Annotated in this window: 20 protein-coding genes; 11 read left to right on the forward strand and 9 right to left on the reverse strand. The window is 75.4% G+C overall.

Annotation, left to right across the window (positions count from 1 at the left end):
* The first annotated feature begins 38 nt into the window (after positions 1-38).
* The 9 genes from ACWC21_RS27710 (at position 39) to ACWC21_RS27750 (ending at position 8,517) form a co-directional block, all read left to right on the forward strand.
* Positions 39-299: an acyl carrier protein gene (locus ACWC21_RS27710; protein ID WP_450885556.1), complete on the forward strand. Its 261-nt coding sequence runs from the start codon at positions 39-41 to the stop codon at positions 297-299.
* Positions 296-1,510 carry an acyl-CoA dehydrogenase family protein gene (locus ACWC21_RS27715; RefSeq protein ID WP_450885557.1) on the forward strand — a complete coding sequence of 405 codons (1,215 nt, stop codon included), beginning with the start codon at positions 296-298 and terminating at the stop codon, positions 1,508-1,510. The genes ACWC21_RS27710 and ACWC21_RS27715 overlap by 4 nt, the downstream gene beginning before the upstream one ends.
* The gene (locus ACWC21_RS27720) at positions 1,503-2,600 is read left to right on the forward strand and encodes an acyl-CoA dehydrogenase family protein (protein ID WP_450885558.1); all 1,098 of its coding nucleotides are present in this window, start codon (positions 1,503-1,505) and stop codon (positions 2,598-2,600) included. Before ACWC21_RS27715 ends, ACWC21_RS27720 begins: the two co-directional genes overlap by 8 nt.
* Positions 2,597-3,286: a 4'-phosphopantetheinyl transferase family protein gene (locus tag ACWC21_RS27725; protein ID WP_450885559.1), complete on the forward strand. Its 690-nt coding sequence runs from the start codon at positions 2,597-2,599 to the stop codon at positions 3,284-3,286. The genes ACWC21_RS27720 and ACWC21_RS27725 overlap by 4 nt, the downstream gene beginning before the upstream one ends.
* Entirely contained in the window at positions 3,283-4,230 is a 948-nt protein-coding gene (locus ACWC21_RS27730; RefSeq protein ID WP_450885560.1) for a hypothetical protein, read from the forward strand. The genes ACWC21_RS27725 and ACWC21_RS27730 overlap by 4 nt, the downstream gene beginning before the upstream one ends.
* Positions 4,220-5,809: an amino acid adenylation domain-containing protein gene (locus ACWC21_RS27735; RefSeq protein ID WP_450885561.1), complete on the forward strand. Its 1,590-nt coding sequence runs from the start codon at positions 4,220-4,222 to the stop codon at positions 5,807-5,809. Before ACWC21_RS27730 ends, ACWC21_RS27735 begins: the two co-directional genes overlap by 11 nt.
* A gap of 73 nt (positions 5,810-5,882) precedes the next feature.
* On the forward strand, positions 5,883-6,419 hold the full coding sequence (locus ACWC21_RS27740) for a flavin reductase family protein (RefSeq protein ID WP_450885562.1): 537 nt from the start codon (positions 5,883-5,885) through the stop codon (positions 6,417-6,419).
* Complete coding sequence (locus ACWC21_RS27745) at positions 6,416-7,708, forward strand: MFS transporter (RefSeq protein WP_450885563.1); 1,293 nt, start codon at positions 6,416-6,418, stop codon at positions 7,706-7,708. The genes ACWC21_RS27740 and ACWC21_RS27745 overlap by 4 nt, the downstream gene beginning before the upstream one ends.
* The gene (locus tag ACWC21_RS27750; protein ID WP_450885564.1) at positions 7,705-8,517 is read left to right on the forward strand and encodes a thioesterase II family protein; all 813 of its coding nucleotides are present in this window, start codon (positions 7,705-7,707) and stop codon (positions 8,515-8,517) included. The genes ACWC21_RS27745 and ACWC21_RS27750 overlap by 4 nt, the downstream gene beginning before the upstream one ends.
* Here the strand turns inward: ACWC21_RS27750 and ACWC21_RS27755 are convergent.
* The 3 genes from ACWC21_RS27755 to ACWC21_RS27765 form a co-directional block, all read right to left on the reverse strand.
* Positions 8,504-9,346, reverse strand: a complete 843-nt coding sequence (locus tag ACWC21_RS27755; RefSeq protein ID WP_450885565.1) for an AfsR/SARP family transcriptional regulator — start codon at positions 9,344-9,346, stop codon at positions 8,504-8,506. The genes ACWC21_RS27750 and ACWC21_RS27755 overlap by 14 nt on opposite strands.
* 112 nt (positions 9,347-9,458) lie before the next feature.
* Positions 9,459-9,995, reverse strand: a complete 537-nt coding sequence (locus tag ACWC21_RS27760; RefSeq protein ID WP_450885566.1) for a hypothetical protein — start codon at positions 9,993-9,995, stop codon at positions 9,459-9,461.
* 341 nt (positions 9,996-10,336) lie between these two features.
* Positions 10,337-11,293, reverse strand: coding sequence for a helix-turn-helix transcriptional regulator (locus ACWC21_RS27765; RefSeq protein ID WP_450885567.1), 957 nt, complete (start codon positions 11,291-11,293; stop codon positions 10,337-10,339).
* A 227-nt stretch (positions 11,294-11,520) separates the two neighbouring features.
* On the opposite strand from ACWC21_RS27765, the gene ACWC21_RS27770 reads away from it, so the two are divergent.
* Both ACWC21_RS27770 and ACWC21_RS27775 read left to right on the forward strand, forming a co-directional pair.
* Positions 11,521-11,877 carry a hypothetical protein gene (locus ACWC21_RS27770; RefSeq protein WP_450885568.1) on the forward strand — a complete coding sequence of 119 codons (357 nt, stop codon included), beginning with the start codon at positions 11,521-11,523 and terminating at the stop codon, positions 11,875-11,877.
* A gap of 443 nt (positions 11,878-12,320) precedes the next feature.
* Complete coding sequence (locus tag ACWC21_RS27775) at positions 12,321-12,563, forward strand: response regulator transcription factor (protein ID WP_450885569.1); 243 nt, start codon at positions 12,321-12,323, stop codon at positions 12,561-12,563.
* Between the two features lie 23 nt (positions 12,564-12,586).
* Here ACWC21_RS27775 and ACWC21_RS27780 read toward each other — a convergent pair whose 3' ends face one another.
* The 6 genes from ACWC21_RS27780 to ACWC21_RS27805 form a co-directional block, all read right to left on the reverse strand.
* Entirely contained in the window at positions 12,587-14,209 is a 1,623-nt protein-coding gene (locus ACWC21_RS27780) for an amino acid adenylation domain-containing protein (protein WP_450885570.1), read from the reverse strand.
* A complete protein-coding gene (gene kamE / locus ACWC21_RS27785; RefSeq protein ID WP_450885571.1) occupies positions 14,206-15,021 on the reverse strand; it encodes a lysine 5,6-aminomutase subunit beta in 816 nt (271 codons plus the stop codon). The genes ACWC21_RS27780 and kamE overlap by 4 nt, the downstream gene beginning before the upstream one ends.
* Positions 15,018-18,143 (reverse strand): lysine 5,6-aminomutase subunit alpha, encoded by a 3,126-nt coding sequence (kamD, locus tag ACWC21_RS27790; RefSeq protein ID WP_450885572.1) that lies wholly within the window; start codon positions 18,141-18,143, stop codon positions 15,018-15,020. The genes kamE and kamD overlap by 4 nt, the downstream gene beginning before the upstream one ends.
* Positions 18,140-19,561 (reverse strand): KamA family radical SAM protein, encoded by a 1,422-nt coding sequence (locus tag ACWC21_RS27795; RefSeq protein ID WP_450885573.1) that lies wholly within the window; start codon positions 19,559-19,561, stop codon positions 18,140-18,142. Before ACWC21_RS27795 ends, kamD begins: the two co-directional genes overlap by 4 nt.
* 304 nt (positions 19,562-19,865) lie before the next feature.
* Positions 19,866-20,489, reverse strand: a complete 624-nt coding sequence (locus ACWC21_RS27800) for a GNAT family N-acetyltransferase (protein ID WP_450885574.1) — start codon at positions 20,487-20,489, stop codon at positions 19,866-19,868.
* A 172-nt stretch (positions 20,490-20,661) separates the two neighbouring features.
* On the reverse strand, positions 20,662-21,398 hold a 737-nt coding region (locus tag ACWC21_RS27805), incomplete at its 5' end, for an aminotransferase class I/II-fold pyridoxal phosphate-dependent enzyme (protein WP_450885575.1).

Below are 21,398 nucleotides of genomic sequence, written 5' to 3' on the forward strand. Positions count from 1 at the left end.
CAGAAAGCCCTTCGGCTCCCAGAAAGGCACCGATCACGATGGACGCACTCTTCGTCGAGACGCTCACGCCGTTCCTGCCGTTCCTGCACGGCGACACGATCACCGAGGACACCCCCCTGCGCACCTACGGGCTGGACTCCATGCAGGCCATCGAGCTGATGTTCGCACTCGAGGACACCCTCGGGGTCTCCCTGCCCGACGAGGCCCTGGTCGAGGAGACCTTCACCACGGCCGGCAACCTGTGGCGGGCCACGCAGGCGGCGCGGGACACCGCCACGGTCGCGGCGGAGTCGGTGTGAGCGCCCCCGCGCCGGCCGCGGCCACGCCGACCGTGCCCGGGGCCGGGCTGTCCGCGTCGCTGCGCGCCGAGGTCGACCAGGTGACCGCCCTCGCGGGCCGGCACGCCGCGCTCTGCGACGAACGGGCCGAGTTCCCCGTCGCCGTGCTCGACGCCCTGCGGCCCCGGCTGCTCGGGCTGCTGGTGCCCACCCGGCACGGGGGTCCCGGCGGCAGCGTCGACGACCTGATCGACATCACCCTCGAGCTGGGCCGCGCGGACATGTCCACGGCCATGGTGTACGCCATGCACTGCCAGCAGGTCGCCGCGATCGCCGGACACGCCGGCCCGCGGCTGGCCGGAGAGCTGCTGCCGGAGATCGCCGCCGGGCGGATGTACCTCGCCTCGGTCACCACCGAGGCCGGCAAGGGCGGCCACCTGCTCTCCGCGCAGGCCGAACTCGGCGCGCGGGACGGCCGGCTGGAGATCGACCGGTTCGCCCCCGTGGTGACCGGCGGGATGCACGCCGACGGCTACCTCATCACCATGCGCAGCCCGCACGCCCGGTCCGACGGCGAGGTCTCGCTGGTCTTCGCCCGCCGCGACCAGCTGGAGGTGACGCAGCGCGGCAGCTGGAACCCGCTGGGCATGCGCGCCAGCCACAGCACGGCGCTCCAGCTCACCGGCCGGGTCCCCGAGGACCAGGTGGTCGGGGAGCACGGCGCCTTCCGGCGGATCGCGATGAACACCTTCGGGCCGCTGGCCCACCTGGGCTGGTCGGCGGCGTGGCTGGGCACCGCGAGCGGCGCCCTGTCACGGGTGGTGTCGGAGCTGCGCGGCGGCTCCGGCCGCCGCCGCTCCGACCTCTCCTCCGAGCTGCTGCTCACCCGGCTCTCGACCGCGCGGCAGCGCCTGGACACGGTGCACGCGATGCTGCGGCACACCGCCGGCGCAGTCCGCCGGGCCGTGGAGGAGGGCGCGGACCTGTCCCACCCGCGCCACCAGCTCCTGGTCAACGCCCTGAAGCTGACCGCGTCCGAGCAGTGCCACCGGGCCGTCGACGACCTGGTGACCGCGGTCGGCATGCGGCACGGCTACCTCAAGGACTCTCCCACCGGTCTGGAACGCTCCCTGCGCGACCTGCGGTCGGCCGCGCTGAACTACAGCAACGACCGCCTCCACCTGGCCGACGGCCGGCTCGCCCTGCTCGACCAGGAGGTGCGCTATGCCTGACGACGCGGCCGGCGTCCTGCCGCCCGGCCGGGACGCCCGGGAGGTGCTGGCGGGCCTGGCCCGTACCGGTCTGCTCGACCGGCTGTACCCGGCCGGTCCCGGCGGGGAGATCGACGCGGTGCTGCTGCGCCGGCTGCTGGGCGCCGCCGACGCGCGGGGCCCGCAGGGGCTCGTGCTGTCGCTGCTCGTCCAACTGGCCACCGCCCTGCCGCTGCTGGCGCAGACCGCGTCGTCGCCGGTGGCGGAGAAGGTGCTGCGCTCCGCGGCCGAGGGGCAGGACCTGCTCGCGCTGGCGGCCACCGACCAGCAGGCCGGCTCGGACCTCGCCGGGCTGGCCACCCGGGTGGACCTGACGGCTGCGGACACCGACAGCGGCACCGTCGTCCTCGACGGCGTCAAGCGCTGGGTGACCTCGGCCACCACCGCCGGCCACGCCCTGGTCCTGGCCCGGCACCGCCCCGGCCGCCACTTCACCGGCTTCACCTGGCTCCTCGTCCCGCTCTGCGCCCCGGGCGTGACGGTCCGTCCGGCCGACACCCCGCTGTTCGCGGGGTCCGGCGTCGGCCACATCACCTTCTCCGGGTGCCGGCTGGACCGCGGTCACCTGCTGGGGCGGCCCGGCCGCGGCCTGGCCCTGTTCGCCCGGAACATCGCCGTGGAACGGCTCGCCTCGGCCGCCTGGGGCACCGAACTGTGCCGCCGGGTGCTCGCGGACACCGCCGCGCGGCTCGCCCGGCGCACCGTCGACGGCACCCCGCTCGACCGCAACCCCGCCGTACGGCAGCGGCTCGCGGAGTGCGCCGTGCGGGTCAGCGCGCTGGACGCGCTGTGGACGGCCTCGCGCGAACGGATCACCGGCCGGCGGGACGCCACCGCCGCCGCGGTCCTCAAGGCGGCCTCCGGCGCCACGGTGGAGCACGTCCTGACGGTCTGCGCCCAGCTGTGGGGCGCGGACGGGTTCGTCGCCGGCGGTATTCAGCAACTGCGCTCCGAGGCCGCTCTGTTCGGCATCGGGGGCGGCGCGACCGAGGTCGTCCTGGACACCGTGGCCGACCGGCTGGCGCCGTTGCTGGAGGGGCTGGCCGTATGACCGCCACCGCGCTGCGCCCGGCGCCCCCGTCTGCCACGGGGCCCCGGGGACGGCTGCTCACCGAGGCCGCCCCCGGGCTGTGGGTGGCGCTCGCCGACGGCTGCCCGCCCCGGGGCCATCTCACCGAGCGGGACCTGGCCGACGCGGCCGCGCTGCCCCCGGTGCGGGCCGCCGAACGCCTCGCCGCCCGGCGGGCGTTGCGCGGACTGCTCGCGGCCCGCTTCCCCGCGGCCCGGGACGCCGATGTCGTGTACCGCGCGCACGGCCGCCCCGCCCTCGCCGGCTGGCCCGGGATCGGCATCAGCGTCAGCCACGACGGCGACGCCGTCGCCGCCTGCGCCGCCCTCGGCCGCGCGGTCGGGCTCGACGTGCAGCACGCGCCGCCGTCGGTGGCGGACGCCCTGCTGCGCCGTTGCGCGCGCGACCGCGCGGAGGTGCTGACCCGGCTGCCGCCGGGGCAGCGCGCCCAGGAGTTCGCCTGGCTGTGGACCGTGCAGGAGGCGTGTGTGAAGGCGGCGGGCACCGGCCTCGCCGGCCGGCCGTGGTCCATCGACGTCCCCCTCCCGGCCACCCGCGGCACCTGGGGCCCCTACCGCTGGATCAGCCTGCGCGGCCGTGCGACCGTCCCGCTGAGCATCGCCCACACCGCACTGCCGGACCCGAATCCCGCACCGGAGACACCATGACCACCGAAGCCGCCGAACCGGAACTGAGCTGCTACACGGCCGCGCTGCTGCCCTACCTGGAGGCGGAACGCCCGTCGGCGCACACCGAGTTCGCCGCCGCGATCCGCCTGGCGGTGCGCACCGACCCCGCCGAGGGCGGGACCGCCTTCTCCCACCACACGCGGATCGACGTCGACGCGCACGGCACCGGCCTCACCCACCGCTCGGCCGCCGCCTGGGAGACGGCGCGGGCGGCGCTGGCCTCGGAGGCCGCCCGCCGCGGCCGGGTGATCGCCGTCGGCAACACCCGGTACCTGCCCTGGTCCCCGGCGTACGGCGGGACCGAGACCCCGCACTGGCTGCTCGTCGAGGCCCTGGCGGACGGCCGCTGGGCGGTGCGCGACCCGTTCCGGGCGCTGACGCCGCACGGCGCCCACGAGCCGTGGGCGGGCACCCTGACCGACGCCGGGCTCCGTACCGCCCTGACCCCGCCGGCCGCCCTGACCGCGCAGGCCGCCAACCGCGACCGCTACGCGCTCGGTGAGGAGGACGCTCCGGCGGATGCCCGGGAGTACCGCTGGCTGGAACGGGCCGACGCCGTGCGGCGACCGGCCGGCGCGGGCCACTGGGTGCACGGCGACGCCGCCCTGCGGCACGTCGCCGCGCGGGTGTGCGGCGACCCTCGGGCCCTGGCCGCGCACGCCGACGACCTGTGGACGGCGGCCCGCCACCAGCGCTACCGGCTCGCCGCCCTGGGCGACGGTGCCGGTGCGCCCGAGGCCGTGGAGCGGGCGGCGGCCGCCTGGGCGGAACTGCCCCGCGCGGCCCGCTTCGCGACGGCCTCCGCCGACCGCGGCCGGCCACGCCCCGCCGTGATCGAGCGGGCGTTCACGGAACTGCTCGACGCCCTGGGGGACCTGGAGACGACGGCCATGTGGACGGAGGACCCGAGCCATGCGCGGTGACAGCCTGACGAGCACCCCGGCCGGTGACGCCGCGACGGCGGACGCGGCCCCGGCCGGCCTGTACGGCCGGTTCGCGGCCACCGCGCGCCGCCATCCGGCCGCGGTCGCCCTGCAGGTCGGGGGCGAGACCTACACCTACCGGCGGCTGGAGTCGCTGGCCGGGCGGCTGGCCCGGCTGCTCCTCGACGTGCGCGGCGGCGCCGTGCCCCGCCGCGTGGGGCTGCTGGCCTCCCGCACCGTCACGGCGTACGCGGGCTACCTCGCGGTGCAGCGCCTGGGCGCCGTCGTCGTACCGCTCAACCCGGCGTTCCCGGTGGCGCGCACCGCGGACATCGCCGCGCGGGCCCGGCTCGACCTGGTCCTGGCCCAGCCTGACCAGGCGGAGGCGGCACTGCCGGTGCCGGTCGTCACGCCGCTCGCCGAAGGGCCGGACGCCACGGCGGACCGCCTCGCCCCGCCGCCAAGCCCGGTGGCCGCTGACGACGTGGCGTACGTGCTGTTCACGTCCGGCTCCACCGGCGCCCCCAAGGGCGTCCCGGTGCGGCACCGCAGCGTCGAGGCGTATCTCGACCACGTCGTCCCGCGCTACGGCCTGGGCGTGGGGTCGCGGCTGAGCCAGACCTTCGACCTGACCTTCGACCTGTCCGTCTTCGATCTGTTCGGGGCGTGGGCGTCCGGCGGCACCGTCGTGGTGCCCGGACCGCACGACCTGCTCGCCCCGGCCAGGTTCGTGGCCCGTGAGGACATCACCCACTGGTTCTCGGTGCCCTCGGTCGTCTCGCTCGCCGCACGGCTGCGGCAGCTCGCCCCGGGCTCCATGCCGCGGCTGCGCTGGAGCCTGTTCTGCGGCGAGCCGCTCACCCACGCCCAGGCGGCGGCCTGGCGGGCGGCGGCACCGGCGGCCGTGACCGAGAACCTGTACGGCCCCACCGAACTCACCCTGAGCTGCTCCCAGTTCCGCCTGGACGCTGCCGCCGACCCGGAACGGACGGGAGCGGCGGTGCCGATCGGCACGCTGTACCCGGGCCTGGACCACCTGGTGCTGGACGAGGACGGGCGCCCGGCCGCCGAGGGCGAGCTGTGCGTCCGCGGCGTCCAGCGCTTCCCCGGCTACCTCGACCCGGAGGACAACCGGGGCCGCTTCGTCCGGTACGCCGACGGCCGGGCCACCGTGGTGACGGACAGCGCGCCCCCGGAGCCCGCCCTGTACTACCGCACCGGCGACCGGGTGCGGGTGACCGGGGCGGGCCTGGTCCATCTGGGCCGGCTCGACCAGCAGGTGAAGATCCAGGGCTACCGGGTCGAACTGGGCGAGATCGAGGCGGCGTTGCGGGCCGCACCCGGGGTCCGGGACGCCGTCGTCCTGGCGGTGCCGGGCACCGGCGGACAGACCGGTCTGGCCGCCGCCTGCACCGGCGACGCCGTCGACCCGTCCGTGGTCCTCGCCTCGCTGCGGTCCCGGCTGCCCGCGTACATGGTCCCCGCCTCGCTCACGGTCCTGGACACCCTGCCGCTGAACGCCAACGGCAAGACCGACCGCACGGCCCTGCGGCGCGTCCTGGACGGCAGCGGCCGATGACGGGCTCCGTACCGGACCCGCCGCAGGACCAGCCACCCGACCCGCCGCTCCCCCGCCTGGAAGGAAGTTCCCGATGACCGCGCTCACCGCGGAGACCACCGCCCCGGGTCCGGTGCCCGAGGGTGCCGGCCCCGTCCAGCCGGCCGAGTTCCGGGAGGCGATGACCCGCTTCGCCACCTGCGTCACGGTGATCACCGCCCGTGCCGGCACCCGTCCGGTGGGCTGCACCGCCACCGCGGTGTTCTCGCTCACCGACGACCCGCCGACGCTGGTGGTGTCGCTCGCCGCGGGCAGCGGCACCCTGCGCGCCGTCCGGGCGGCGGGCGGCTTCGCGGTCAACGTGCTGTCGTGGCAGCAGCGGGCGCTCGCCGACCGCTTCGCGCGGCTGCCCGCCGAACGGCGCTTCGACCAGGTCCCCTACGACACGGTCGAGGGCGCCCCACTGCTGGCGGGCACCGTCACCGGCGCCGTGTGCCGGGTGGCGGACTGTGTGCCCCTGGACGACCACGTCCTGGTCTCCGGCCGCGTCCTGCACACCCGCACGCGCGAGGACCTGGCGCCCCTGGTGCACTTCGCCCGCCGGTCCTCGCGCCTGGAGCGGCGCGTATGACCGCCACCCCCGCCCCGGCCCCGGCCGCCGGCACGGCCGCCCGCACGGAGCGGACGGGCGCGCGCAACACCTGGCTGCTGACGGTCTTCACCGCCGTCACCAACCTCGCCGACGGCGTGACGAAGCTCGTCGTCCCGCTCATGGCCGCCCACGTCACCGACTCGCCGCTGGCGGTCTCCGCCGTCACCCTGTCGCTCACCCTGCCCTGGCTGCTGACCTCGCTGCACGTCGGCGTCCTCGTCGACCGTTTCGACCGGCGGCTGCTGCTGTGGCTGGCGGACGGGGTGCGGGCCCTGTCGGTGGTCGTGCTGATGGCCGCGGTGGGCCGGGGCGGCGCGGACGTGCCGCTGCTCTTCACCTGCGGGCTGGTGCTCGGCGTCGCCGAGGTGGTCGCCCTGACCGCCGCCGCGTCCCTGGTGCCGGCCGCCGTGGCGGCCCCCGGCCGGGAGCGGGCCAACGCGTGGATGGCGGGCGCGGAGACCGTCTGCAACCAGTTCGCCGGGCCCCTGGTGGGCGCGGCCCTGCTGGCCTCCGGCACGGCGGCGGCGCTCGGCGCGACGGCCGTCACCTATGTGCTGGGCACCCTGGTCCTGCTCCCGCTCGTACCCCTGGCCGGCCGGTTCCGGGCCGAGGGGGCCCCGGGCGGCTCGGTCCGCTCGGGGCACGGGGACATCCGGGCGGGCCTCGTCTTCCTGTGGGGCAACCGGGGCCTGCGCACCATGGCGCTGACGCTGACCGTGATGTGCGCCTGCTGGGGCGCCTGGATGGCGCTGATCCCGCTCGCCGCCACCCGGTCCATGGGCGCCGACGACGGCGACTTCGGGGTCCTGATGAGCGCCCTGGGCCTGGGCGGCGTGGTCGGGGCGGTGACCGTCGGCCTCGTCAACCGGGTGCTGGGCCGCAAGGGGGCGATGTCGGCCGACCTGTTCGGCACCCTGGTGCTGGTCGCCACGCCGTGGCTGACGTCGTCGCTGGCGCTCAACGCGGTGGCGGCGTTCCTCGGCGGGGCGGGCGGCGTCCTGTGGTCGGTCAACTCCCGCACCATCGGGCAGTCGCTGGTGCCGGACGCGCTGCTGGGCCGCTACACCGCCGCGCTGCGCATGTTCAGCTGGGGCGCGCTGCCGCTCGGTTCGGCCCTGGCGGGCGCGCTCGCCCAGGCGGCCGGCCTGTCCACGGCCTTCGCGGTGTTCTCGCTCGCGGCGGCCGGCCTGATCTTCCCGTTCCTGCGGTGGATGCCCGCCGGGGAGCCGACCGCGGAACCCACCGCCCGAGCGAAGGACCGACCATGAACGCGCACACCGCAGAACAGCGCGGCCAGGACCTCTGGCTGCGCCGCTACGCGCCGGCCGGGGAGCCCCGGCCGGCGACCCTCGTCTGCCTGCCGCACGCCGGCGGGGCGCCGACGTTCTTCCGTCCGTGGGCGGAGGAACTGGCCGGCTCCCTCGACGTGGTGTCGGTCTGCTATCCGGGGCGCCAGGACCGCTTCGACGAGCCGTGCGTCACGCGCATGCCCGTACTGGCCGGGGAGGTGGCCGCCGCGCTGCTGCCGCTGACGGACCGGCCGCTGGCCCTGTTCGGGCACAGCATGGGGGCGGCCCTGGGCTACGAGGTGGCGCGGCTGCTGCGCCGTGCGCACGGACGCGAGGTCGCCCACCTCTTCGTGTCGGGGATGGTGCCGCCGCACCTGGTCCCGCCGGGGCGCCGTCATCTGGAGGGCGACGAGGCGCTGCTGGCCGACATCCTGGAGCAGGGGGGCACGGACGCGGCGCTGCTGGCCCACGAGGAGTTCCGCGCCTTCCTGCTGCCGGCCATCCGCGGGGACTACCGGCTGATGGAGACCTACGAGTTCACGGGCGCGGACCGCGCGCTGACGGCCCCGGTCACCGTGTACTACGGGCGGCAGGACAAGGACGTCTCGGCCGCGGCGGCCGGTGAGTGGGCCCGGCACACCAGCGGGCCCACCGAGGTCGTCGACTTCCCCGGCGGGCACTTCTATCTGCAGGACGTGCTGGGTGCGCTCACGGCGGACGTGGCGCGGCGGGTCCTGGCGTCGGTGCCGGGGCACCGGCCCCGGCCGGCCGCCCTCAACCCGCGCTGAGCAGGCGGGAGCCGAGCAGGGGCGGGGTACGGCCGTCCGGGCCGGGGCCGGGCAGGGTGAGGTCGGGGCTCTCGGCGAGGACGGCCGCGTGCAGTTCGCGCAGCCGCGGCGAGGGCTCGATCCCGATCTGCGTCACGAGGCGGTCGCGCAGCAGGCGGTACGCGTCCAGGCACTGGGCCACCCGGCCGGAGCGGTAGAGGGCGAGCATGTACTGGGCGTGCAGGTTCTCGTGGGTGGGGAAATAGACCGTCAGGCTGCGCAGTTCGGGCAGGAGTTCGTGGTGCAGGCCGAGGCGCAGTTCCGCCTCCACGCACTTCTCCAGCAGGGTGACGCGGCGCTCCTCCAGGCTGGTGGCGTGGGCCTGGATGCGCGGGCCGGCCGGGGTGTCCCCGAGGACGGGGCCGCGCCACAGGCTCAGCGCGTCGCGCAGCGCGAAGGACAGCTTGCGGTCGTCGTGGGCCAGTTCCGCCTGGCGGGCGAGACGCAGCCGGTGCTCGAGGTCGTGCAGGTCCAGGCTGTTCTCCCCCAGGCGCAGCGCGTAGCCGCCGTGCCCGGTGACCAGGATCTGCTTGGCGGCTCGCAGCGAGCCCACCGACGGCACCTTCGCCAGGGCCTGACGCAGGTGCAGCACCCGGGTGTGCAGGCTCTGCACGGCGGAGGGGGGCATCTCCTCGGGCCACAGTTCCTCACGGCAGATGTCCTGTGGCACCGGCTGGCCGGCGTGGAGGACGAGCAGCGCGAGCAGGCTACGGGTTTTCGGCGCCGTGGGCAGGGCCCGGATGCCGCCGTCATCGCTCAGGGCGAGCGGTCCAAGTACGGAGAACTTCATGCGACCCACCTTTCGTGACGACAGCGATCGTCCTGGGCGGGCGGGCCGGCGGCCAGTCACGGGTTCGCGGTCCCCCGCGCGGCCGCGGGTGTCCGGACGGGCCGGGCGGTGGTCACCAGGCGGAGTCGTGCAGCGAGAGCACCTGCAGCACGCAGGGGGCGTGCACCCCACCGAGGGAGTAGCCGAGTCCGGCGGGCACGTAGAGGGCCTCGCCGACCCGCAGCCGAAGGTTCAGGACCTGCTCGGCGGCGGTGGGTTCCGGAGCACGCGGCTCCAGGCGCACCCGGCAGTCGCAGCCGCCCCGCACGGGGAGCAGGACGAGGTCGGTGGCGGCTCTGTCGCCGGTCCGCACCTCCCCGGTCGGCAGCAGGACCAGGGAACTGCGCACCTCGCAGTTGAGCAACCGGCCCAGTTCCGCGGAGAGTTCGGCGGCACGCGCGAGTCCGGAGGGAGCAGGCGGCGGGGTGCCCTGCACGGTCCCGGCGGCCGCCTGGGCCAGGTCCGCCACGGAGGACTCGGCCACCAGGGCCTCCACGCCGTCCGGCCAGACGAGGGCGGGACCGCGGTCGCGGTTGACCGACAGGCACAGCGCCAGATCCCGGGCGAAAACCTCCAGGGGGGGTCTGCCGGCGACCGGAGCCGATTCCATGTCCACGTCCTGATTCCCCCTCGTCGCGCCTTCCGCCGACGTGCGTGCGGCCGTTACGGGCACCCTGGACGCACACCGCGGCCGACGGGGCGGCATGGGTGATCCGCGGACCGGGTCACCTGTGAGCGGCGGCGCGCTCGCGCCGTGCGCCAGAGGGCGTGTGGTACGTGCCGGGGAAGGACACGGTCTCCCTTCCCCTCCGGCACGTGACCACGGGCGCGTGCGGGCCTTGGCTCCGGCACGCTCCCGCGGACTCGAACTCTGGTACGTCGGAGCGTTTGGCGGTAGTCCCGGGTTCACGGTACCGAGCCCCGGGGCGAGGAGCACCCGCCCGGGGCGTTTCAGCTTTCGCCGGCGCCGAAGTGCCCGGGGTCGATCAGCCCGCTGCGCTCGGCCAGGACGCCCGCCTGGAAGCGGCTCTCCGCGCCGAGCGCCTCCATGATGTCGGCGATGTGCTTGCGGGCCGTGCGCAGCGACATGCCCGTGCGCCGGGCGATGGTCTCGTCCTTGAACCCCTCGGCCAGCAGCCGCACGATGGTCCGGTCGATGTCCTTGGCGACGAGTTCCAGCCCGTCGACGGCCGCGTCGGAGAACGGCTCGGCCACGGACCACGTCTGCTCGAAGACCTCGCACAGGTAGTGCACGAGGGACGGCTCGCGCACCACCACGGCGCCCCAGGAGTCGCCCTGGTCGGGCACGAAGGCGGTCTTGCGGTCGAACACGATCAGCCGGCCGAACAGCTGGTGGACGGTGCGGTACTCGGCCCCGAGCGCGGAGACCGTGGCGACGTAGGCCTGGCTGGGGCCGTTGAAGCGGGCGGTGTGGTGGTAGAGGGTGCGCATCCGCACGCCGCGGGCGAGCATGGCGGTGTCCCGGCCGAGTGCCTCCTGGAGCACCGCCGGGTCCCGCTGGCCGCCGGGCTGGCTGGTCAGCATCTCCTCCGTGCACTCGGCGGAGGCCCGGTTGAGGGCGGCGCGCACTTCCTCCAGACGCGGGACGACCTCCACGTCGGCGGAGGCGTGGCTGAGGCTGTCCATGTAGTGGCCGCGCAGATCGGAGAACCGCTCCCGGATGCGGTGCAGCTCGGCCTGCTGGGTGCGGATGACGGATTCGAGCCGGCCGGTGACGACCGCGCCGACCAGATCCGGGTCGACCGGCCGCAGCCGGGCGGGATCCTCGGGGTCGGCCTTCAGCAGGCCCATTTCGGTCAGGGAGAGCAGGGCCGCGTCTATCTCCTCGCGGTCCAGACCGAGTTCCCTGGCGGCACGGTCCCGTTCCAGGCGTTCGTTGCGGGCCACCCAGCGATAGAGCGTCGCTTCCCGTTCGTTCGGCCGTATCACCGGATCGGTTGAGTAGCTTTCGTCCGCTGTGAACACTTACGACCCCTGTTCGTCTTGCTGCCCGGCAGCTTGGTGAGCACCGTCATTCGTAGTCATGGACGCGTTCCCACGACAGTCTTGAAGCACCGAGACGAACGGAACCGACCGAACAGTTCCCTTCCTAAGCAAGCGTCAGGAGTGCCCCGATGAAGTCCCTTCGCACCCGCCTCGTCGTCCTCGCCCAGCTGAGCGCGGTCATCGCCGTCGGGCTCTGCGGAGTACAGGCCGCGTCGTCCCAGAACGCCCGCCCGGTCTCCGTGGCGGCCGCCTCGGACGCCGGGCAAGACGGAGACAGCGGCTGGGGCCGCACGGCACCCGCCGGCGGTGCGGCGGTCACGGCCGCCGGCACCGACGGCGACAGCGGCTGGGGCCACCGCATCACCACGAACGAGACGGTCACGGCCGCCGGCACCGACGGCGACAGCGGCTGGGGCCGCCGCGCCACCACCGCGCAGGCGGTCACCACCGCCGATCGTGACGGGGACAGCGGCTGGGGCCGCTAGTACCCCGACAGGCGACGTCCGTCCCGTCGCGACGCCCGCCACGCTCCCCCACTGCCTCGAAGGCGCGGGAGGGGCCCCCACGCGCCGCACCGGCCGAGAGCCCGCGTACGTCCAGTACGGGGACTCCCGGCCGGCGCGCCGAGGGCAGGCACCGGACGCCACTCCTTGACGGGCGGACGCCGCCTGCCGGGGCACGGGGCACCCGCCGGCGGTGAAGCGGTCACGACCGCCGGCACCGTCGACGACAGCGGCAGGGGCAGACCCGCCGGTCATGCGCGGCTCGCACGCGAGTCAGGCCACCACACTCAGTCCGCACCCTTGATCGTCCGTCTACAAAACCCTCACACCTTAACTCGGGTGAGTGGTCTGCCCATTCAGTCAGCCCGCGCCCGAGCCGTCGCGCCGTCGCAGCGTACGGCACCACCTCCCACGAAAGGCCGCCCGTGAGCCCCATCACCACGGAAGTCCTGGACACCCTCAGCGACCGCGAACGCGAAGTCCTGTCGTACCTGGCCGAGGGCCACACCTACCTCTCCATCGCCCGGCGGCTGAACCTGAGCCCGCACACCGTGGACACCTATCTGCGCCGGATCCGCGGAAAGGCGGGGATCAGCAACCGTGCGCATCTGATGATCCTCGCCCTGGAGGTGTCACGGAGAGTCGGTCTGAACCTGACGCAGACATGAGTGCCGCCACGGTGTACGGCCGCTCAGCCCCGGTCCGGTCCCCCGGCCGCGGACGACAGCGGCACCAGGGCCCGCCGGTCGAGCTTGCCGTGGTCGGTCAGCGGGAGCCGGTCGAGGTAGACCAGGCGCTGCGGCAGCATGTGCGCCGGCAGCCGGGCGGCCAGCGCCTCGCGTACGGCCCGGGACGGCGCCACGGCGCGGTCGGCCACCAGGCAGGCGGTCAGCCGCTCGGCGCCACCGGCCGGACCGGCGGGCTCGACCACGCAGGCCGCCTGGCTCACCCCCGGCACCGTCCGCAACTGCTGCTCGATCTCGCCGAGTTCGATCCGGAAACCACGCAGCTTGACCTGTCCGTCCATGCGTCCCACGTAGTACAGCCGGCCGTCCTCGCCGGCCACGGCCCAGTCACCGCTGCGGTAGTACCGGCGGCCGTCCGGCCCGGTGGGGAAGCGGGCGGCGGTCAGCTCGGGGCGGGCCAGGTAGCCGTGTCCGACACCCGCGCCGCCGACCCACAGCTCCCCCGGTTCACCCGGAGCCACCGGCCGGCCGTGCTCGTCGCGCAGCTCGACCGTCAGATGGGCCAGGGGGCGGCCGATCGGGGTGCGACCGGGGACGCCCTCGGCCAGCGTCCCGGGCGTGAGCGGGCCGTAGGTGACGTGGACGGTGGTCTCGGTGATGCCGTACATGTTGGTGACCGCCGCCCCCGGCGCGACGTCCGCCGCCCACCAGCGCCGGATGTCGTCGGGGACCAGCGCCTCACCGCCGAGGACGACGTGTCGCAGGGCGGGCAGCCGGCGTCCGGTGGCGGCAACCTCGGCCACCAGGGCGCCGAAGGCGGACGGCACCTGGTTGAGGACCGTGACCCGCTGCTCCGCGAGGAGTCCGGCGAACGCCTCCGGATCGGCCGCGGTGGACCGGTCGACGATCACCGCGCGGGCGCCGGTGAGCAGCGCCCCCCAGATCTCCCAGACACTGAAGTCGAAGCTCCAGGAGTGGAAGAGCGTCCAGACGTCGTCCGGTCCCACTGCGTACGGCGGCAGGGCCGCGTCCAGCAGGGCGAGCACCTGGGTGTGCCCGATGACACAGCCCTTGGGCGTCCCGGTGGAGCCGGAGGTGTAGATGACGTAGGCGGTGTCACCGGGCATCTCGTGCGGCGCGGCGGCCGTCGGCCGGGCGGTCAGCAGCAGTCCGCCGACGCGCTCCACGACCCGCTCGGCATCGTCCGCCCCCGGCTCGTCCGGGGACAGCACCAGGGCGGCGCGCGAGTCCTCCAGCAGATGGCGCCTGCGCTCCGCGGGGTAGGCGGGATCGACGGGTACGTAGCAGGCGCCCGCGCCCAGGATGCCGAGCAGTCCGGCGAGCGCGTGCCGGGAGGCGCCGGACCGCAGCGCGACCGGGGCGCCGGGCGTGACCCTGCCGCGCAGCGCGGCCGTCACGGCGCGGGCGCGTTCGGCGAGCCAGCCGTAGCTGACGGTGCCGTCGGCGTCGGTGAGCGCGGGGCGGTCGGGATGCCGGGCGGCCACGCGGTGGAAACGGAGATCGAGCCGGTCGGGCGGCGCGACGGCGGGCGGTCGCGGGGCGGCGGGAACGCCGTCGGGCAGCGGTCCGGTGAGCGGACGCGCGGGGAACGCGCGGACGGGGTTCACACCGTGCTCCGTTCGGTCTCGGCGCGGGCCTCGCCCTCGGCCGGGCGGCGTCCGGCGGTGAGCGCGTGCACCAGGTAGCTCGCCACGTCGTTCGGCGTGGTGCCGCGCCCGAACACGCGGTCCGCGCCGAGCTCCGCGGCCATCTGCGGATCGAAGCGGGGGCCGCCGACGACCAGCAGGGGCCGCCGGCCGCGGTCCGCGAAGGCCGCGTCGAGTTCGGCGCTCAGCTCCCGCACATTGGTCAGGTGGGCGTCGCGCTGGGTGACGGCCTGGGAGACGAGGACCGCGTCGGCGTCCTCCTCGGCCGCCCGCCGGGCCAGGACCCCGACGGGCACCTGGGCACCCAGGTTGACCACCCGTATGCCGTGGTAGTACTCGAGGCCCTTGTGCCCGGCGAACCCCTTGACGTTGAGGATCGCGTCGATGCCGACGGTGTGGGCGTCGGTGCCGACGCACGCGCCGACGACGACCAGGTCGCGGCCGAGTCCCTCCTGGATCGCCTCGTCGGCCTCGTGCGCGGAGAGCAGCGGGTACTCCCGCTCCAGCACCTGCACCGCGTCGAGGTCCACTGCGTGCAGGACCGCGCCGTAGACGACGAAGAAGCTGAACTCGGTGCCCACCGGGCGGGCGTGCACCAGCAGGGGGCGCTGGACGCCCATGAGGGAGGCCAGGCGCAGTGCGGCGCCCTCGGCCAGCGGGCCGTGCGGCAGCGGAAGCGTGAACGACAGTTGCACCATGCCGTCGTCGGTGGTGTCCCCGTAGGGCCGGATCACCTTCGGTCGTTCTTCCGGACCGGATTCGGGGTGGGTCATGGCCGGTCGGCTCCTTCCCGTGGGGCGGGGCGTGCGGCCGCCGGGGCTCCGGCGGTCTCGCAATGGTCGGAATCGGTCGGGGGGTTCTCCAGCAGTTCGACGGCGGGGTTGCGGTAGCCGGGAGCGCGCTCGGCGACTCCGTCGCGGCCCCGGCCGCCGTCCGCCGGCCGGCGCGTCCCGCCGAAGGTGCCGGCGTCGATGGCATCGAGCAGTCCCCGGTCGCAGATGCGTTCCAGGAGTCCCACGGCCTCGCGCAGCACCGACTCCGCCCGGCGTGCGATGGTGCCGCCGGGGGCGGGCCGGAAGTCCTCCTCCAGCGCGCCCGCGGCCTGCATCACATAGCGGACGTTCTGCAGGGCCAGGTCGCGGTCGGACAGGAAGGGGGTGACGACGGCCTCGGTCATCATGCCGACGAGCAGGATGTCCTGCCTGGTCAGCGCACCGGCCAGGTTGAAGAAGCCGTTGAGGAGATAGCCGCGGAAGATGTCGCCGGTCATGTGCTTCGTCGGCGGCATCCACTTCAGCGGGGCATCGGGGAACAGCTCGCGTGCCAGCAGGGCGTGGGCCAGCTCCATACGGAAGGAGTCGGGCAGGTCGGGGTCGATCTCGAAGGCGTGCCCGAGGCCGAGCTGGGCGTCGGTGAGCCCGGCCTCCTTGCCGAAGTACTCGTTGAGCAGCTGGCTGGCCGTGACCGTGTGGGCGGCCTGCATGGCGTCGGCGGTGGTGAGGTAGTTGTCCTCGCCGGTGTTGATGACGATGCCGGCACGGGCGTGCAGCTGGCGCGAGAAGCGCTGGTCGACGAAGGTGCGGACGGGGTTGATGTCGCGGAAGAGGATGCCGTACATGGAGTCGTTGAGCATCATGTCCAGCCGTTCCAGGCCGGCCAGGACCGCGATCTCCGGCATGCACAGGCCGGAGGCGTAGTTGGTCAGCCGGACGTAGCGGCCCAGTTCGGCGGAGACGCCGTCCAGGGCCGCCCGCATCAGGCGGAAGTTCTCCTGGGTCGCGTAGGTGCCTGCGAAGCCCTCGCGGGTCGCGCCGTCGGGCACGTAGTCCAGGAGGGACTGGCCCGTGGAGCGGATCACCGCGATGACGTCGGCACCGCCGCGGGCCGCCGCGACCGCCTGCCGGACGTCCTCGTGGATGTCGCCGGTGGCCACGATCAGGTAGATCAGCGGCCCCGCGGTCCGGCCCCAGCGCCGGAGCATCCGTTCCCGCTCCGCCCGCCTGCCGTCGATGACCGCGATGCCCCGTGCCATGGCACGGCGGGCGTCCCGCACGGCCCGGTCCGCGTCCGCCCCCTCGGGCAGGCGGAAGCCGACGCTGCGCGCGGTGGCGCGGGCCGCCAGCCCGGCGAGGTCGGGCGCCGCGCCCTCGCGCAACGCGTGCCACACCGGCAGGGCCACGCCGTGCTCCAGCCCCACCTGGTCGCGGACGGCGTCCACCAGCCGGTTCGCCCAGGGGATTCCCTCGGGATCGGCCCCGGACAGCCCGGCCAGCCGCAGGGCGGCCCGCTCGACGGCGACGGTGGTGTGCGTCCGCGCCATGTCGACCACCGGCCGCCCGACCCGAGCGGCCAGCACCCGCGCCCGCCGCACCAGTTCGCCGTCGAGCCCGAGCCGCGCCGCGGGACGGGGGGAGGTGGTGGCACGGGAGGTGACGGGGGTGGCCGGGGCCGCAGTGCCGAGGAGACCGGCGGAGGCCTCGGGGGCTACGGCTGCCGGGGGCGCGGCCGGCACACCGGCCCCGGCGGCCTCCGGGAGCACGGCCGGTGCGACGGGTCCGGCGGCCTCCGGAGGCACGGCCGGTACGACGGACCTGGCGGCCTCCGGAGACACGGCCGGTACGACGGACCTGGCGGCCTCCGGAGACACGGCCGGTACGACGGACCTGGCGGCCCTCGGGGACGTGGCGGCCTCGAAGTCCCCGAGGGCCACGGCGACATCGGGGGGCGGAGAGGGCACAGGGGCCCCGGTCTCCCCGGCTCCACCAGTCGGCTCGACCGGCCCGGTGGCACTCTCCGTTCCGGCCTGTCCGGTCGTCGACGGGGCCGGTGCGGGCGCCTCCGCGGTGACGCGGCGTTCCAGCAGGCCTCGGACCGCCGGCTCGGTGCGGACCAGGTCGAGGGCCGCTTCGGCGTGGCCCGGCTGGTAGCCGTTGCCGATGAGCATCCTGACGTCCGCGCCGAGGCCCTCGGCGCCGAGGGCGGCGGCCGGGAAGGACGTGGCCATCGAGAAGAAGACGACGGTGCCGCCGTCCCGGGTGGCCAGGATCGCCGCGTGCTCGCAGCCGGGCACGTCGGTGCAGACGACGGTGATGTCGGCCGGCCCGCCGCAGCCGGCCAGCGCCCCGCTCAGCGCCACCGCGTCACGCGCGTCGGCACGCAGCACCGTGTCGGCGAGCCCCGTCGCGGCGAGCGCCGCCTCCTCGGCGGCGTCGGGGACCACGCCCACCAGCCGCCCGGCTCCGGCCCGGCGCGCGGCGGCGAGGACCAGGCTGCCGGACTTGCCGGAGGCTCCCAGCACGGCGACCGACGGCGCCGCCCCGCCACCGGCGGCCGCCTCGGCCACGGTGCGGGCGGCGAGCGCGGGCGCCCCGCACACGTCGAGGACGGCGAGGCACAGCTCGTCGGGCAGGTCGGGCGGCAGCACCGCGGCGACCGACCGGCCGAAGAGGATGGCGTGCCCGCGGGCGGGCACGCGCTCGCTCAGGCCGTCCCAGGACCGCAGCCCGTCGGTCAGCTCCAACGGCGTGAGCGTCAGCGACACCAGGCTCGCGACCCGGTCGCCCGGCCGGAGCCCCAGCCGGGCACGCGCCCCGGCCTCGGCGACGGTGCCGATGAGCATCCCGCCGGAGCCGGTGACCGGGTTGTGCATCTTGCCGCGCTCCCGGACGATCCGGCACACCGTGTCCCGAATGGCGTCGCCGTCACCGCCGTGCTCCTCGTGGAGCTGCCGGTAGGAGGCCGCGTCCAGGTTGAGGAGCTCTACGTCGACGCGCACCTCGTCCTCGCGCAGCCGCGGGTCGGGGTCCAGCCGGTCGGCCGCCTGCGGCAGTACCCCGCGCGGCGAGACCACCCGGTGCAGGCCCAGCGGCGACCCCTCCGCCGCCGGCGCCGTCACCGCTCCTCCCGCATCCGGTCGGCCCAGTACGCCTGCCCGGACTCGCCGAGCGTGTGCAGCGGGTCGTAGTAGTGGTAGACGCGGCTCAGTGCCTCCGGGTCGCCGTGCTCGACGGAGGTGACGTAGTTCTTCGACCAGTCGGAGATGCCGCGCTCACGGTCGTAGGCGTCGGTCTGGTGCACCCACCGCTTGCCGACGTAGGGCACGTCGCACACGAGGCGCGGGGTGGCGAAGCCGGGCAGGTAGCCCATGATCGCGTGCTGCAGGCGCTGCGCCCGGTCCAGGGAGAGCCGCCAGTGCTCGGCGCCCGGGATGATGTCGCAGAGGTAGAAGTAGTAGGGCATGATCCCGGCGGTGTCGAGCAGGCCGAAGCACAGGTCGAGCAGGCCCTCGGAGGTGTCGTTGACGCCGGCCAGCAGGACGCCCTGGTTGCGCACGTCGCGCAGCCCGGCCGCGAGCAGCCCGCGGGACGCCTCGGCGACCAGCGGGGTGACCTGCTGGGCGGCGTTGGCGTGGGTGTGCATCGCCAGTGAGACGCCACGCGCCGACGCCTTCGCGGCCAGTTCGGCCATGCCGTCCAGGACGGCCGGTGCCATCCAGTGCTGCGGCAGCCCGACCAGTGCCTTGCTGGCGAGGCGGATGTCGCGGACGGAGTCGAGGTCGAGGAGCCGGTCGACGAAGGACTTCAGGCGTGGCCAGGGCACGTTGGCCACGTCGCCGCCGGAGACCACCACGTCCCGCACGGTGGGTGTGTCCCGCAGGTAGGCGATCATGCGGTCGAGGCGGTCGGCGGGGCGCAGCACGAAGCGGTACTTGTCGACCTGCGGCGTGGAGGTGCCGACCAGGTCCATGCGGGTGCAGTGCCCGCAGTACTGGGGGCAGGTGGTGACGAGCTCGGCCAGGACCTTGGTGGGGTAGCGGTGGGTCAGGCCCTCCACGGCCCACATCTCCGCCTCGTGCAGGGAGTCGCGGGAGGCCAGCGGGTGGCTCGGCCAGCGCGGGTGCCGGTCGGTGGCGACGGGCAGCATGTAGCGGCGCACCGGGTCGGCGTAGAAGGCGGCGGCGGTGGGCTCGGTGTGCGGGGCGATGGTGTTGAGCACCTGCGGGGTGAGCAGCACCGGCATCGTGGCGAACTGCCGCTGGTCGGCCTCCAGGTCGGCGAAGAAGGCGTCGTCGACGCCGGGGCCGACCACCTGGCGCAGCTGGGCGGGGTTCTTGACGCAGTGGGCGCGCTGCCACTGGGCGTCGCGCCACTGGGCGGGCGTCACGTCGCGCCAGCCGGGGAAGCGGCGCCAGTCGGGCTCGGCCGGCTCACGGCGCCGGTAGCTGTAGGGCTGGGCCGCGGCCGGCTGGGCGACATCGGGCCCGGCGAGCGGTGCGGTCACCTGCCTGGGGGCCGGAAGGGATGCGGTGGTCACCAGATTCCTCGGTTTCTCCCGGCCGGACGGCGGGGCGAGTGGGCGGAGGATGCGGGTCGGGACGCCGCCGGAACAGGCGGTTGCGTCCGGGGCGGGAAAGCGCGCCGGTGGGTGCGGGACGGGGTGCCGGCCGGTCGGGCGGCCGGCACCGACGGGCGTCCGTGTCGGCGTGGTCGGGACGATGGGGGCCGGTGGCGGGCGGGACGGGCAGGGACGCCGGCCGGTCGGGGCGTGGGCGGACATCCGTGCCGTCGTCGTCGGACCGGTCGGCGCCGCCCGGCGGGGGCCGGCGCCGGTCGGGGCGTCAGCCGGTCAGGGCGTAGACGTACATGCCGTCGTGGTCGGGGCGGCGGGTGAAGCCGGCGCGCTCCATCACCCGTTGGGACGGGATGTTGTCGGGCGTGGTCGTGGCGATCACCGTGTCGGTGCCGGGGCCGGTGAGCGCCCAGCGGGCGAGGGCGGTGAGCGCCTCGGTGGCGTAGCCGTGACCGCGGGCCTCGGGGTGCAGGTCGAAGCCGACCTCGGCGCTGCCCCCGGCCGGGGGGCCGTGGAACCCCATACCGCCGACGGCGTGTTCGTCCTCGGTGCGGATCAGGACGTACATGCCCCAGCCGGGGCGGTGCAGGCCGGCTTCGTGGGCGCGGAGGAGCATCCCGGCGGCCTCGCGGGAGCCCTCGCCCGGGTCACCGCCCAGCCACCCGAATCCCGCGGCGCGCCCCGCGGCCAGCTCGGCCGCCTCGGCCGGGGTGACCTCGCGCAGCCGCAGCCGGTCGGTCTCCAGGGCGGCCCGCGGGTGCCCGTCCACCTGCCGGCGGCAGACGTCCTCGTCGCCGGACCAGCCGGTGGGACGCCACCCGTCGGGGAGGGGCTGACCGGCGGGCAGGACGGCGAAGTCGTCCTTGGGGCCGATGGCGATCACATGGGTCATGTTCTGTCGCTCCTGTGGTGCGATACCAGTGCGGTGCGGGTGCGATACGGGCGAGAATCGGGTGCGGTGCGGGTGGGACCGGTTGGGGCGTGCGGTGCGGGTGGGACCGGGTGGGGCGTGCGGTGCGGGTGGGACCGGTTGGGGCGTGCGGTGCGGGAAGGGTGCTGGGCGGTCAGCCGGCGGCCGGCGCCTGGCCGCGTGCGTCCCGCACGGGGGCGACGACGTCCAGGGCGTCCAGGAGCCGGGCCAGTTCGCCGGCGCGGCCCACGGAAATCCGCAGGTGGCCGGGGAGTCCGAAGCGGCCCGCGTCACGGACGAGGATGTCGTGGTCGCGTTCCAGCAGGAGTTCGGCGGTGGCGGAGTCCGCGACGGGTACGGCGAGGAAGTTGGTCACCGACGGCAGGGCGCGGCGTCCCCGGGCGGCGAGCGCGGCCCGGAACTCCTCGCGGGCCGCCGCGTTGGCCTCCCGCACCCCGGCCAGGTGGCCCCGGTCGGCGAGGGAGGCGACGGCCGCGGCCTGGGCGGCCCGGTTGACGCTGAACGGCATGGTGCCCTGGACGGCCCGCAGCCGGCCGATGGCGGTGGTCTCGCCGACCGCGTAGCCGATGCGGAGCCCGGCCAGGCCGTGCGCCTTGGAGAAGGTGCGCAGCGCCACCACGGGTGCGCCGGTGCCCAGGTAGTCGAGCACCTGGGGGGTGCCGGGCGGGGCGAAGTCGAGGTACGCCTCGTCCACCACCAGCGGGGTGCCGGTGGCGGCGGCGCGCTCGACGAGCAGGTCGAACTCGGCGCGCGTCAGGGTGGACCCGGTGGGGTTGTGCGGGTTGCAGACGTAGCCGATGCCGGCCCCGTCCAGCGCGGCGGCGAGGGCGGCGGTCCCGGGCCGGGTGCCGTCCAGGGGCACCTCGTGGC

The sequence above is a fragment of the Streptomyces sp. NPDC001348 genome, from assembly GCF_053597535.1.